At 52.1% G+C, this 12,376-nt stretch carries 16 protein-coding genes; all 16 read right to left on the bottom strand.

Annotated elements, in window-relative coordinates:
* Nucleotides 1–3: 3 nt before the first annotated feature.
* The 16 genes from C6362_RS07205 to C6362_RS07130 are packed head-to-tail and all read right to left on the bottom strand — an operon-like array spanning nucleotide 4 to nucleotide 12,371.
* Nucleotides 4–207 (bottom strand): tail protein X, encoded by a 204-nt coding sequence (locus tag C6362_RS07205; RefSeq protein WP_014016062.1) that lies wholly within the window; start codon nucleotides 205–207, stop codon nucleotides 4–6.
* On the bottom strand, nucleotides 200–3,748 hold the full coding sequence (locus C6362_RS12175; RefSeq protein WP_255411276.1) for a phage tail tape measure protein: 3,549 nt from the start codon (nucleotides 3,746–3,748) through the stop codon (nucleotides 200–202). The genes C6362_RS07205 and C6362_RS12175 overlap by 8 nt, the downstream gene beginning before the upstream one ends.
* 1 nt (nucleotide 3,749) lies before the next feature.
* Entirely contained in the window at nucleotides 3,750–3,896 is a 147-nt protein-coding gene (locus tag C6362_RS11810; protein ID WP_157868799.1) for a hypothetical protein, read from the bottom strand.
* A gap of 20 nt (nucleotides 3,897–3,916) precedes the next feature.
* Entirely contained in the window at nucleotides 3,917–4,243 is a 327-nt protein-coding gene (locus C6362_RS07190; RefSeq protein WP_014016060.1) for a hypothetical protein, read from the bottom strand.
* A gap of 10 nt (nucleotides 4,244–4,253) precedes the next feature.
* Complete coding sequence (locus tag C6362_RS07185; protein ID WP_014016059.1) at nucleotides 4,254–4,784, bottom strand: phage major tail tube protein; 531 nt, start codon at nucleotides 4,782–4,784, stop codon at nucleotides 4,254–4,256.
* A gap of 12 nt (nucleotides 4,785–4,796) precedes the next feature.
* Nucleotides 4,797–6,242 carry a phage tail sheath family protein gene (locus C6362_RS07180; RefSeq protein WP_014016058.1) on the bottom strand — a complete coding sequence of 482 codons (1,446 nt, stop codon included), beginning with the start codon at nucleotides 6,240–6,242 and terminating at the stop codon, nucleotides 4,797–4,799.
* A gap of 1 nt (nucleotide 6,243) precedes the next feature.
* Nucleotides 6,244–6,480, bottom strand: coding sequence for a hypothetical protein (locus C6362_RS07175; RefSeq protein ID WP_014016057.1), 237 nt, complete (start codon nucleotides 6,478–6,480; stop codon nucleotides 6,244–6,246).
* Nucleotides 6,473–6,982, bottom strand: coding sequence for a hypothetical protein (locus C6362_RS07170; protein WP_014016056.1), 510 nt, complete (start codon nucleotides 6,980–6,982; stop codon nucleotides 6,473–6,475). The genes C6362_RS07175 and C6362_RS07170 overlap by 8 nt, the downstream gene beginning before the upstream one ends.
* 4 nt (nucleotides 6,983–6,986) lie before the next feature.
* Nucleotides 6,987–7,502, bottom strand: coding sequence for a hypothetical protein (locus C6362_RS07165; RefSeq protein WP_014016055.1), 516 nt, complete (start codon nucleotides 7,500–7,502; stop codon nucleotides 6,987–6,989).
* An 8-nt stretch (nucleotides 7,503–7,510) separates the two neighbouring features.
* Nucleotides 7,511–7,837 (bottom strand): hypothetical protein, encoded by a 327-nt coding sequence (locus C6362_RS07160; protein WP_014016054.1) that lies wholly within the window; start codon nucleotides 7,835–7,837, stop codon nucleotides 7,511–7,513.
* Nucleotides 7,834–8,076 (bottom strand): hypothetical protein, encoded by a 243-nt coding sequence (locus C6362_RS07155; RefSeq protein WP_014016053.1) that lies wholly within the window; start codon nucleotides 8,074–8,076, stop codon nucleotides 7,834–7,836. Before C6362_RS07155 ends, C6362_RS07160 begins: the two co-directional genes overlap by 4 nt.
* A gap of 11 nt (nucleotides 8,077–8,087) precedes the next feature.
* A complete protein-coding gene (locus C6362_RS07150; protein ID WP_014016052.1) occupies nucleotides 8,088–9,140 on the bottom strand; it encodes a major capsid protein in 1,053 nt (350 codons plus the stop codon).
* A gap of 12 nt (nucleotides 9,141–9,152) precedes the next feature.
* On the bottom strand, nucleotides 9,153–9,488 hold the full coding sequence (locus tag C6362_RS07145; RefSeq protein WP_014016051.1) for a hypothetical protein: 336 nt from the start codon (nucleotides 9,486–9,488) through the stop codon (nucleotides 9,153–9,155).
* The gene (locus C6362_RS07140; protein ID WP_014016050.1) at nucleotides 9,488–10,558 is read right to left on the bottom strand and encodes a head maturation protease, ClpP-related; all 1,071 of its coding nucleotides are present in this window, start codon (nucleotides 10,556–10,558) and stop codon (nucleotides 9,488–9,490) included. Before C6362_RS07140 ends, C6362_RS07145 begins: the two co-directional genes overlap by 1 nt.
* Nucleotides 10,548–12,140, bottom strand: coding sequence for a phage portal protein (locus C6362_RS07135; RefSeq protein WP_014016049.1), 1,593 nt, complete (start codon nucleotides 12,138–12,140; stop codon nucleotides 10,548–10,550). The genes C6362_RS07140 and C6362_RS07135 overlap by 11 nt, the downstream gene beginning before the upstream one ends.
* A 12-nt stretch (nucleotides 12,141–12,152) precedes the next feature.
* Entirely contained in the window at nucleotides 12,153–12,371 is a 219-nt protein-coding gene (locus C6362_RS07130) for a DUF6148 family protein (RefSeq protein ID WP_014016048.1), read from the bottom strand.
* Between the last annotated feature and the right edge of the window lie 5 nt (nucleotides 12,372–12,376).

The following is a 12,376-nucleotide window of genomic DNA, read 5'->3' as shown; positions in this document are numbered from 1 at the left end:
GCATCACCGCTTCCATGGTGGCAAAATCTTGGATGACTGGATTACATTGATGTCCGGGATGTTCAATATGATTCCTGCCGGAAAAATAGCCGTGTTCCGGTACGTTTCATTCGCTTCCAGCAGTTCATTCATATAGAGCTCATTGCCGAAAATTTTATATGCAATGGCATCCCACATGTCCCCCTGGACTGTCGTGTACTTATTCATAGCTCAACCGCCTCCGTCCTGCGGATACTCTATCCAGCATTTTAGGCAGTTCCCGCTGGAATTGACGCGCCTGTTCCTCCAAGGCTTGACGGACGACATCAGCGACGTCACCGCCGCCCTGGACGTTGATAGTCGGCCGGAAATTAAGTGTGATGCTGCTGTTGCTGTACGACGGGGCTTTGGCTGTTCCTGCACTCATCCGCTGTGGCGTTTTGGGCATGACCCCTAACGCGGTTCCGGCCTGCTGCCACAATGAGATAGCTCGTGCCGACCCGTCTAAAGGGATAGCTGCTTCTGCCGAGTCTTCGGCGAATGTTGTCAGGAAGGCCCCACGCTGATAAATGCCACCTCTGGCGTTTTCGCTGACGTCATCACCGCCGCTGGTTGCTTCGCTGATTGTACGGGTTATGTTTTGTGCAATGTTGATAGCCGTATCAATCGGATGCGACAAGGCATTAACTAAGCTGCTCCACTTGTCCATCGCCCAGTCTACGGCCTGGCCAATGGCATCTATGACACTGCTGGCAAAACTTTGTACTGCGGCTACAGCACTATCCCAAGCACCGGAAATATAATCTACCAATGCAGAGATGATGCCTTCTATGACGCTGGCTGCGGCCGATACAAAGCTGGAGATAGCATCCCACACGGCCGACGCGATGGCCAGACAGCCATTCCAGACCCCGGCGAAGAAGGCCCCAAAAGCGGATATGATGCCTATGATGACCGATACGGTCATCGTCGCTACGGTCATCATGCCGCTCCAGACGGCTGTGGCAATCGTGACCAGGCCATTCCAGACCCCGGCGAAGAAGGCACCAAAGGCAGATATGATGCCCATGATGACCGATACGGCCATCGTCGCTACGGTCATCATGCCGTTCCAGACGGCTGTAGCAATCGTGACCAGGCCATTCCATACGCCGGTGAAGAAAGCGCCAAAGGCGGATATGATGTCCATGATGACCGATACGGCCATCGTCGCTACGGTCATCATGCCGCTCCAGACGGCTGTGGCAATCGTGACCAGGCCATTCCATACGCCGGTGAAGAAAGCGCCAAAGGCGGATATGATGTCCATGATGACCGATACGGCCATCGTCGCTACGGTCATCATGCCGCTCCAGACGGCTGTGGCAATCGTGACCAGGCCATTCCATACGCCGGTGAAGAAAGCGCCAAAGGCGGATATGATGTCCATGATGACCGATACGGCCATCGTCGCTACGGTCATCATGCCGCTCCAGACGGCTGTGGCAATCGTGACCAGGCCATTCCATACGCCGGTGAAGAAAGCGCCAAAGGCGGATATGATGTCCATGATGACCGATACGGCCATCGTCGCTACGGTCATCATGCCGCTCCAGACGGCTGTGGCAATCGTGACCAGGCCATTCCATACGCCGGTGAAGAAAGCGCCAAAGGCGGATATGATGTCCATGATGACCGATACGGCCATCGTCGCTACGGTCATCATGCCGCTCCAGACGGCTGTGGCAATCGTGACCAGGCCATTCCATACGCCGGTGAAGAAAGCGCCAAAGGCGGATATGATGTCCATGATGACCGATACGGCCATCGTCGCTACGGTCATCATGCCGCTCCAGACGGCTGTGGCAATCGTGACCAGGCCATTCCATACGCCGGTGAAGAAAGCGCCAAAGGCGGATATGATGTCCATGATGACCGATACGGCCATCGTCGCTACGGTCATGATGCCGCTCCAGACGGCTGTGGCAATCGTGACCAGGCCATTCCATACGCCGGTGAAGAAAGCGGCCAGGGCTGAAAACAGACTCATGCCAAAGGATACGATATTGTTCCAAATCGCAATGACGGCGGCCCGGAATTGTTCGTTTGTATTCCAGAAATAAATAATGGCGGCGACCACGGCAATGATGACGGCCACGATGGCGATAATAGGATTGGCCATGAGAGCCATTGCTAACGCTCTGGCCCCTGTTGCCGCAGCACGAAAGGCTGCCCCTAATCCATTCAATCCGGCATGAAAAAGTTTGGATGCCGTCGCGGACCCGCGCAATACGGTTTCCCCATTCTTGTTTACTGTGAAGAACATATCAGCCGTTTCTTTAAGCATCCTAAAACCGGCTCTGATGGCTAAAATAGACCTGGCGGCCAATAAGACACCAGCAAAACTGGCGGCCAGGGCAACTATGGTTTGTATCAATACTTGATGTTCTTTGGCCCAATTGGCAAAGGCAACGACGACAGGAACGATACTCCGTAAGATGCTGTTAATGGCTGGCAATAATGCAGAGCCGATTTCAATGGCCACGGCTGTCATACTATTTTTGAACAGATACATTTGATTGGCCGTTGTTTCACATCTGGCTGCATATTCTGAATCTACAGCGCCTCCATATTTTGTGGCATCGTTGACTGCTTCAAATTTGGACTGTAGTTTATCTAAGTTCGTAAGCAAGGGAGCGATGGCTTCGATTGATTCCTTCCCAAACAAATCGGATAAAACTCCCGCTTGTTGATATTCAGGCAACGACTGTATGGCCCGAAAGACATCCATAATAGCGCCTTTAGCATCGGTTCGCATCCGCTTGGCCATATCCACCGCATCAAATCCCAGCTGTTGGAAGGCAGCGGCCTGGCTTTTCGTAGCGCCTTCTCCAGCTGCCATTCCTAGAATGAGATTCTTGATGCCGGTTGCGGCTACGTCTGATTGTGTCCCTGTTTCTATCATGGAAGCCCCCAGAGCGGCTATTTCTCCGGACGCAAGTCCACCTATTTCCCCGAGTGGCCCGATACGGGTTACGACGTCGGAAATCAATGGTGCCGAGGCGGCCGTTGTATTTCCCAAATAATTGATTTTATCCGCTAAAGCCATTACGTCTTGCTGATTCAGTTTGAAAGCGCTTCGCCATTTAGCCATCATATCCCCAGCCTGGTCAGCCGTAAGGTCAAAGGCTACGCCCATCTTTACGGCATCCTGAGCAAATTCCAGCAAATCTTCTTTGGCGATACCAGCCTGGCCGCCAGCGGCCACGATTTTGGCAATTCCCGAAGCAGCCATCGGCATTTTTGTAGACAAGTCTAAGATATCCTGTCCCATCTGCTTAAACTGCTCTGGTGTATCAAAATCAACAACTTTTCTGATTTCAGCCATTTCACTTTCAAATTCCATGGCCGCTTTCGTTGCCCCCACTAACGGTGCTGCCAGGACAGCTGTTTTCATAGCAGTCCCAGCCAAATTACTTTTCGCACTGTCAAAGGCCGCCTGTGCTTTTTGCTTTCTGGCCTGGGCATCTAAGATGTCAGACCGTCGCTGGGTCAAATCGTTGATACGAGCCTGGAGAGCGGCAATCTGCCGATACGATGCTACGCTGACCTGGCCTGTGGCCCTTTGTTCAGCTGACGCCGCCCGCTGTGCGCTCCGCATAGCGTCATTGGCCGCCTTGATTTGCGTCTTCAACTCTTTGGACTCGGCGATAGCCCGCTGCATCGACGAAGCTACAGACCCATCCAGACGGCCCTTGATGGCAATAGCTAATTCCATGACACGACTCATCTTATTGCCCTCCCTTCTTGGCCTTCTCTATTTCTTCTTTTTCCCGGTCTACTTCTTCATTCATGACTTGAATCCAGGCATGAAAATCGCCGATTGGTTGTTCCAGGAACCATCCAATCGGCGTTTTTGTGTACTTGGCAAGCCTCATAGCCGACAATCTTATGTTTTCTACGGCTCCTTGGGCAGTAAAAAATTCTGCGCCTTCAAGCAGGCTGCCATGAAGTCAGGACCACTCAAGTTGAGGATGTCGTCATACTTCATTTTAGCGGCCGCAGCGGCAACCATGGCCTGGTATTCCATGGATAATGCCGGTACTGTCATAAGTTTGTCTTTCTTTTTAGCCTGGCTCATGCAAGCCAGCAGAGCATAGCCGTTCAGTTTTGCAAAGTCAAAATAAATTTCCGTTTGCCCGTTCGGCAACGGAGTTGTCAGATGCAGGATATTTTCCTGATCTACGATTTCAGCGTTGACGAGTTCATTTTCTTTTTCTTTCATGCTAATCCTCCTAATTCATGCCGATATTGGCCCGGACCTGCTGTAACAGGTCGACACCATTGACGATGGCTTTGTATCCGTATTTGTCGATTTCGCAGAGCGTGGAGCCGCCCATTTCGATTTTAAAGTACGTGCATTCGATGACGGTTTCGCTGTCTGTCTTGGACCCGGCCTTGAATTTGCCCGGGTTGTGGCTCTTTACACGGCCACGGACGGCAACGCGGTACTGTTCGTGTTCGTAGTCGTTGGCACCGCTATCCCAGTTCTGGATATCCGAATAGAGTTCCAGCGCCAAGGTGCTGCCGCCGACCAGGCGGGAACTGGTTTTTGTCGGCACCTGCCAGGTCAGTTTTAATTCCAGGGAATCGAAATGCCCGGCAATGGGCGCCTCGATTTTCCCAGCGACGCCGATGCCTTCAATATCTTCTGTCAGCGATTTCAAATCCGGCAATTCGACTTCGTTGACGCCGATTAAATCGTCGGCGCCGTCGATATAAGCCCGCATATCATTGATGACTTCCGGGATTTTATTTACTGCCATGGGTTTCCCTCCTTACGAGAATAATACTTCAAAATTCGATACGTCATACTCAAAGGTATCTTCAATGTCCTGTGCCGGGACTGGCGGCGTCAGCTTCGTGTGGATCCGGAAGATGCCGGCCAGTAAATCGGTCGTCGGGTTTTCATCAGCCAGGAACTGGACACTGGCCCCTAAGAGATATCCTCGTGACGTCAGCCCATTCAACCGCACCTGTTCGCTGTCTACCAGCGTTTTTACCAGTCTCGGAGTGATTGGCTGGTCTGTCTTCTGCCAGTTCGTTAAAATGAAGGTGACATACTGCCAGTTGAACATGCGCCGGACACAGATGAACATATCTTTGACATCTGTCGTGCCCGGATAAGCGCCGGTAAAGTTCCCCCAGGACTTCCAGCCGCCGGAGAAATTCAAGCCCGTAACGATGCCCTGTTCATTAAGCAGATTGGCCTGCGTCAGATTGAGATTTACTTCACTGCCATCTTTCAGGCACAGCCCTGTCGCCTGTAATGTCTGATTGGACGGCGACTGATATGGGACGTCATCGTTATTGCCGTCGGTAACGCCGATGATGCCCATGATATGGGTCGATAAGTGGAATACCATATCGCCATTTTTAGCGCACGGCCAGCAGACAATCTGGTTGTTCCCCGTGTAGTTGTTGCCGTTTTTCCACATATTGACGTCGGCGTATTTTTTGACCTGTTCCGTATTGATGTCTACCAGTGCCATGCAAGGGAACAATCCGTCTATTTTAGCCGCTTTGGCTTTCATGACAGCGGCAATGGCCGGCTTTTCAGACCATCCCGGTGCTGCCAACAGGCCCGGAACTTTGCCAATCTGGAAATAAATATCGTCGACGAGTTCCAGCCCTTTGTTTTTGCCATCCGTGGACATGCCGCCGATGATATCGTCATCTTTGACAGCCGTAGGATCTAATTTGTCATAAGCAACATGGATGCTCGATACGGAGGCTAGGGCACCATCATCCAAGAGGGTAATGATGAGCTGACCATCATCGTCGTATGCCGCCGTATAGTCCTTATCCAAGGTGGCTGCGGACCCGTCTGCACTACCCTTGACGGTCAGCGTATGCAATAAAACCGGGTCTGTAAGGATGACCTGTTTCTTCGTAACAGTTTTGGCTGTGTCCGAAACGGACACTTTATGTTTGGCCGGGTCCAATACATTGACAAATACAATGGGTTTTACATTGTACAGTTTGAATTCGGTATACATCGCTTCGCAGAGCGTGTACTTATCCCAGTCGGGATGATACCCCAAATTCTGCGTCGCTTCCTTCCAGCTGTAGCAGATGACGGGTTTATTGACATAGGCTGTCGGGTCTTCTGTCAGATGGACAGGCGCCGTCCCGAAGACAACCGGCAAGCCGGAATCAGTGGCGACAGTCGCCACAATCGATGTCGGGACTTCGCTTGCTTTTACGCCGTGGAAAAATGCCATTTTATTTACCTCCGTGTAATGCCATGGCCCGTTTATACATGATGTTTCTCAACGAGCCTGTAGATTTAACTTCTTTTTGTGCCGCATCCAATTCGCCCGCTGTGACGAACAGATGCTTATATACCGGGTCGTCCTTATATTTTGCAGGAATCCCGTCTGCGAAAATCTGATTCGTGTGGATTTCCGTGTCTTTATAGGCTGGGCCGACGTAGATGACCGGCCCGCTGTTTTCACTCATCGTATCTGCCTCCTAAAACCTCCCAATGAGTTTGACGTGGCTGCGGAATGAATACGTCGAACTCAATGACACCTACCCATTGTGGGAACGGCTGGTCATCGGGAATCGTCGTCTTGATATTCCCGTCATCTATATCAATGAACCATTTCTTGGCAATGGGATTGTTGGCCAGCAGGTGATAGCGGATGAATTCGAGGAAATGGAACAACATATGAGCTCCATAGGTCATATCTTCATCGTAAATAGTCGCGTAGATGACGATAGACGTAACGGACTTATCCCGGTCGTCTGTCGTAGCTTCTGGCCGTACCACGACGGCCGGACAAAGTTTCTTTTGGTCTGCCCGGTTATTCGCCCGGGGCAGGAATCCGGCATATACATTTACATCCGTATCGACACTCGAAAAGATATTTTCTGGCCGGCCTTCACAATATTCCTGGTAAGCCGTGAATTTTTCTTTCAAGAATTCCGCGATACCTTCCGCGCATTCCAATGGGGTCATCGCATCACTTCCCTAATCTGTATTCGATTTCATGTTCCAATCGTTCTTCAAAGACGTCACTGCCACGATCCATCATGACGCTCAGGACATCGGGATTGCCGAATAACTGCGGCACGGCCGGCCCATAGATACCTTTCAGCGGGTATCTTTCCTTTCCCTTACGGGCGACGAATGCCCCGCCCAGGCTAAAGCCGCGGGGGACATGCGTCATTTTCCCGCGCTTTACGGATACGAAGACGCCGTCCCGCCGCTTCTTGGCCTGATATTTATGGATTGCCTCGGGCGCCCCTTTGACAAGGATGGTAGCGCCGTCTTCATCGGCCCGGATCTGCGCCTTCGCTTTCAAGTCCCCGGCCTTCATGGTATAAATGCTTCGGATTTCCTTTGTCCCTGCCGTCCTGGCGGCTGTGGCCGCCCGCTTTCCGGCAGCTACAGCCGCCCTGGCGATTTCTTTATCGCTCAGAGAGGACAAGGCGTCCATAAGCTTTTTGTCACCTTGAATGTCGATTTCTACGCTCATAGGCCCTCCTAGTGATTCTTATGCAGGGTCATCGTCAAGATACCCATGTCGTCGATGACGTTATCTACCAGGCAGTAATCGCCATCGACAGTAAAACTTTCTCCTTCCGCTGGGACTTCTCCGTAATCGTCTTTAGCGATATGAATGATGATGACCTGGCCATGGGTGCTCTCGAAGCCGGAATAGATTTCCTGTGTCTGGAACATAGCGTCTTCTTTGGGACTCTGCACGATGCATGTATACTTCTTGCCATTCAGCTCATGTGTTTCGGCAAATTCATCAGCATTGAGAAAAGCCGGAATGTCCGAAGCTACCATTTCTTTGAACGTGCTCATTTTTGGACGGCTGCGGCGGCATCGGCCTGGGGCAGTTCCATCCCTGGTTCGTCTGCCGGCGATTCTTCCGTCTCTGGCTCATTAGCCTGGTCCACTTTGTCCCCAACCAAGGCAACAACTTGTTCATCGGCCCGTTCCATGAGTTTTTCCGCTTCATCGTCCGGCAACTCGAACGAGTCGCCAGTCCGATATAAGTGCTTGCCCATGGAAACGCAGCCGTATGTAACGACTAACTTCATGGTCATCCCTCCTATTTCGCTTTGATGACGGCCCAATCGTCGACAAACTGCGGAGCCAGGACACAACGGCAGTACATGTAGAAACTCAATACCTGCGTATCCTTGTTGCCGTTATAGTACGGCACATACGGTGCAACGAAGGTTTCGTAGGCCGTGCCGGCATCATTGAGCAGGGTGCAGGCGCCGTGGAGCTGACTGCCGCGGCCCGGAATGGCGATGATGGCCGTATCGGGGTCGATGAAATACTGCGATTTCCCGGCATCGTCGGTGTACGTTTCTGCATAGGTATAGACGTCGAGGTTCAGCGATTTGATGCGCCCGACGTGAGTAATCTGCGGGCTGATAATCTGCGGCTGGAAGCCCATGAGGGACAGATTGTCCGCCGTCGGAACCATCATCCATTTCATGATCTGGTCATTGCTCAGCAAATAATCTGCGATATTTTTCCCACAAATCATCATGGTCGGGACGATACCGGCGTCTTCCTGGATGAGTTCCGAAGCGTTCTTGATGTCGCTGTAAATCGTCGCGCCGGCTTTATCCCAGGTGGTCGTCGGCGTGACTTTATGGTCAAAGTCAAACGCAATGGTGTCAATCAACACTGTCTTGCCGTCATCGGCATAACCTTCGATGTCGCATTTACCAGTCTGCAAGATATCCGCCGCCATCTTCGCTTTGCGGTTGATGATTGCGTTCTGCAAATCCACCATATCTTCAGCCTGCTTGATGGCTGCGCGCTGGGCCGGTGTCGTCGTGCTGTAGATGTTTTCGCCAAAGCCACGTTCCGATAATTCTTCTGGGTCTACTACCTTACTCGGCCCCATCATCGGCGGCTGGTAGATAGCGATTTTAGAGCCCGTGTCTTTCAGGCTCGCTCCTTTTGCGCCACGAACGACAAAGGGGGCCAGCTGACGGCCACGCTTGCGGTATTCTACGGCAATTTTGGTCGTAACGGCTGTCGCCGGTACAAGCGGGAAAAAGGTATCAAGCAAAAAAGATGCCGGCGGCGTAATCCGTTCCATTGCCTGCATCAAAGATACAGTATCTCTCAATTCAATAGCCATGTTCAGTTCCTCCTAGTGTACAGATGTCAAGAAAATACCGGCATTTCGCAATTCTTCTTCATGGGCGTCAACCGTATCTTCGCTGGCGGCAATGAGGTATTCGCGATGGAATCGGCCAGAAACATAGACCGTCGCAACGGTGGCTTTATCATCCACGTCGCAACTCAAAATAGCATTGGCAACAGCGGCTTTAGCCGTAGCCACAGCGGCTGTCCCGGTAACGGTCATCAGCGTGCCGCGTTTCATAGCTGTCCCCGCCGTTAATGTGACGTTCTTGAGCAAAATCGGAATTTCCGGCCCGCCGATAAGCTGGTCGTGTTTAATGTCGATGACTTCTCTGATTGCCATTATTTTGCACCTCTCAATCTATTCGCTGCATTGACTACATCTTCAATGTCCTGAGCTTTCTTTACGGCTGCCTGGTTCTGCGGCATTCCTGTTTTCGGTACTGGCGTTACCTGTTCAGATCCGGACTGCATCTGTTCCATAATCATGGTGCGTACGCTTGCTAGTGCCTGGTCACTCGGCGACTGTACGCCGGCGACGGCTTCGATATAGGGAGCTACATCATCCGCTGTCCGACCATCGCTGATAGCCCGGTCAATCATGGCATCGGTGTATACGTTCCCGTTTTTCAGTGCCTTCAATTCAGCAATTCGCTTCAATTCATCCGCATCCTTGTTCGCGTTCTGCGGGTTCAAACCCAATAAGGCTGCCAGTTTGCTGGCTAAGGTTTTATCATCCATATTTTTTTCTCCTTTGTTGATGATCTTTTCAAGCTGTGCCCGGTTCTTCATGTGACACGGGCAGGAAATATTATTGACAATCAGCATATTGTCATTCAGGCTGGCCGTGACCTGATAGTCTTCGTCGATGGCGTCGATGAAACCATTTTCCAGGGCCTGGTCGGCCGTCATCCACGTTTCATCGTCCATCATCTGTGCCAATTCATCCGTTGTCTTATGGCATCGTTCCGCATAGACGTTCAAAATCGTTTCTTTCGTCGATGCCAGCGCTTTCTGTAATTTGGCCAGGCCCTGTTCATCATAACCACCGATGAGAAAGGATGCCGGGTTGTGAATCATGTACAGTGCATTCCGCGGCATTTCGACGCTGTCGCCCGCACAAGCGATGATAGTGGCCGCACTGGCACACATCCCGTCGATGTGCATGGTCTTCTTGCCGCTGTAGCCTTTGAGCATCGTATAAATGGCCTGGGCCGCGAACACGTCGCCACCGGGACTGTTGATGCGTACAGTCAGATTCTTGCCGCCACATTCTTTTAAATCGTCGTTGAACTGGCGCGGCGTAACGTCATCGTCGTACCATGACTGCGACGCGATGGCGCCATACAGCAGCAGTTCTGCGTTGTCGTCGCCCGCTTCATTGACGAAACGCCAAAATCTTTTACTCTTCATTGGTTGTCTCTCCTTTGTCGGCCAGCACTTCCGGGCTTCCGATAGTCAGACCGTATTTTTCAATCATCTTCTGTTCGTACGCCAGCTGTTCCAGATTTTCTTCCAAGTCCGTGCCTGTCAGCTCAGCCGCTTCTCGTTCTCGTGTGCTCAGGCCGTATGTCGTCCGCAAGGCGCTGCCGTTGACATCTTTTACCGGGTCAAGTATCGTCATGGTCGGTCCGTACCAATCGGCGTTGCACCAACATTTCCGAATCAATGGATCCGTGAAGAATCCCGGGGCTTTGACGCGCCCGATGGCAATGGCTTCGGCCAGCCACATTTCATAGACAGGCTGGCAAAAATCGCGGGCGAACCAAATGCGCCGGCGCTTATATTCTTCCCAGGCTTGCAACATGGCGGCACGGGAGGCCGAATAGGATGACGTGAAATGCTTCATCAGGACTTCGTAAGGCTGGCCGATGGCGCTGCCGACCATTTCCAACAGCTTCGTCGTGAAGGCGTCGAATGTCGACATGCTGCGCGATGCATCAATGCTTTTGACATCGACACCGCGGGGCAGGGCATTGATGGTCCCAGGCCCTAATGCGTATTCGTCCGGGTCAATGACAGGACCGCCCTGGGGGTCAATGGTTTTGCCGATGAAATCATTCAGCGTGCCGCCAGATGTCTGGGACTCTGTGAAAAACAGCGAGAAAAAAGACTTTACAATGGCAGCTGTCAGCTCGGCTGTCGTGTAACGGCTGACTTGTTTCAGCGTTTCAATGACAGGGGATAAATACGGCGCTCCCCGATATTGTTCCGGCCGCTGGTCGTTGCTGGTCTGTATAATGTTTGGCATGCCGCAAATGTCGCCCCATGCTTTGACGCGGGTCCAGGTGGCAATCGTCCCTATGTCTACCGGGTCGCCGGGTACTTTGTTCGATACCCAATAGGCGGCGACGGCTCCATCCGGGTCGATTTCTACACCGGATATGATTTTGTTCCCCGGTGTGGGCGCCGTCATTTCTACGGCATACGGCCCGGTAATGCCATAGTAGTCCCGGCCATAGGGATTGCTTACCCGGTTGCCTTCCAAGAGTTGCAGGCGCAAGCTGTACGGCATATCCGCTGTCGGTGGCCGGCGCTTGAACAGGCAAAAGGCATCGCCATCCACGAGATAACCCGTGTAGTTGATGTCCTGCATGTCGTAAAAATTATTGCGCCTCGTCAAATCGCACTGTGTCGAGCTGGCCCACAGGTCGAATTCCTGGGCTACATGGCGTGACCATTCCCGGGACTCGTCGGCTGTCATACCTAACAGCTTGTACTTGGGGCGCGGAAACAGATGCAACCCCGCCCCAATCGTATGCAGTGAACTGGTCATGATAGCCGCTGCCCCAATGGGCGTATTGATAGACTGGTCGGCACTGCGGTTGCGCAACGTATACAGATTGGCGTTTACGTCTGATTTTGCGGAATATTTTCGCGGATTGTAGGCTTTTAGAATATTGCTTTCGTGCGAAGCCCCGCCGTTTGAATAACCGCTGTTCTGGATTGTCGGCGTCCGCGCCTTTTGTCGTGACCGTTTATTTCGTTTTGCCATGGTCGGCCCTCCTTAATCGAAAAATACAATGCGTTTCCCGCGCCCTTTCCCCGGCGTTTCGCTGTCGTCCAGCGTCGCCCCGCTGGCGATCAGGTTGTCGATGGCAACACGGATGCTGGATAAGTCTGCCCTTGTCAGAGTCCGGTTGCCGATAGTATATGACTGTCCCATCAAAACGGCCTTCTCGGCTTCTACATACCGGGCCAGTCGTTCATTTTGCAGTTTACTCATGGTTC

The organism is Megasphaera elsdenii DSM 20460 (genome assembly GCF_003010495.1).
Taxonomy (GTDB): domain Bacteria; phylum Bacillota; class Negativicutes; order Veillonellales; family Megasphaeraceae; genus Megasphaera; species Megasphaera elsdenii.
The sequence above is the reverse complement of the archived record's forward strand: the minus strand, read 5'-3'. Positions and strand labels throughout refer to the sequence as shown.

Coding starts and splice junctions, on each gene's coding strand:
- C6362_RS07205 (WP_014016062.1), bottom strand. CDS start 207: ATGAATAAGTACACGACAGTCCAGGGGGACATGTGGGATGCCATTGCA.
- C6362_RS12175 (WP_255411276.1), bottom strand. CDS start 3,748: ATGAGTCGTGTCATGGAATTAGCTATTGCCATCAAGGGCCGTCTGGAT.
- C6362_RS11810 (WP_157868799.1), bottom strand. CDS start 3,896: ATGAGGCTTGCCAAGTACACAAAAACGCCGATTGGATGGTTCCTGGAA.
- C6362_RS07190 (WP_014016060.1), bottom strand. CDS start 4,243: ATGAAAGAAAAAGAAAATGAACTCGTCAACGCTGAAATCGTAGATCAG.
- C6362_RS07185 (WP_014016059.1), bottom strand. CDS start 4,784: ATGGCAGTAAATAAAATCCCGGAAGTCATCAATGATATGCGGGCTTAT.
- C6362_RS07180 (WP_014016058.1), bottom strand. CDS start 6,242: ATGGCATTTTTCCACGGCGTAAAAGCAAGCGAAGTCCCGACATCGATT.
- C6362_RS07175 (WP_014016057.1), bottom strand. CDS start 6,480: ATGAGTGAAAACAGCGGGCCGGTCATCTACGTCGGCCCAGCCTATAAA.
- C6362_RS07170 (WP_014016056.1), bottom strand. CDS start 6,982: ATGACCCCATTGGAATGCGCGGAAGGTATCGCGGAATTCTTGAAAGAA.
- C6362_RS07165 (WP_014016055.1), bottom strand. CDS start 7,502: ATGAGCGTAGAAATCGACATTCAAGGTGACAAAAAGCTTATGGACGCC.
- C6362_RS07160 (WP_014016054.1), bottom strand. CDS start 7,837: ATGAGCACGTTCAAAGAAATGGTAGCTTCGGACATTCCGGCTTTTCTC.
- C6362_RS07155 (WP_014016053.1), bottom strand. CDS start 8,076: ATGAAGTTAGTCGTTACATACGGCTGCGTTTCCATGGGCAAGCACTTA.
- C6362_RS07150 (WP_014016052.1), bottom strand. CDS start 9,140: ATGGCTATTGAATTGAGAGATACTGTATCTTTGATGCAGGCAATGGAA.
- C6362_RS07145 (WP_014016051.1), bottom strand. CDS start 9,488: ATGGCAATCAGAGAAGTCATCGACATTAAACACGACCAGCTTATCGGC.
- C6362_RS07140 (WP_014016050.1), bottom strand. CDS start 10,558: ATGAAGAGTAAAAGATTTTGGCGTTTCGTCAATGAAGCGGGCGACGAC.
- C6362_RS07135 (WP_014016049.1), bottom strand. CDS start 12,140: ATGGCAAAACGAAATAAACGGTCACGACAAAAGGCGCGGACGCCGACA.
- C6362_RS07130 (WP_014016048.1), bottom strand. CDS start 12,371: ATGAGTAAACTGCAAAATGAACGACTGGCCCGGTATGTAGAAGCCGAG.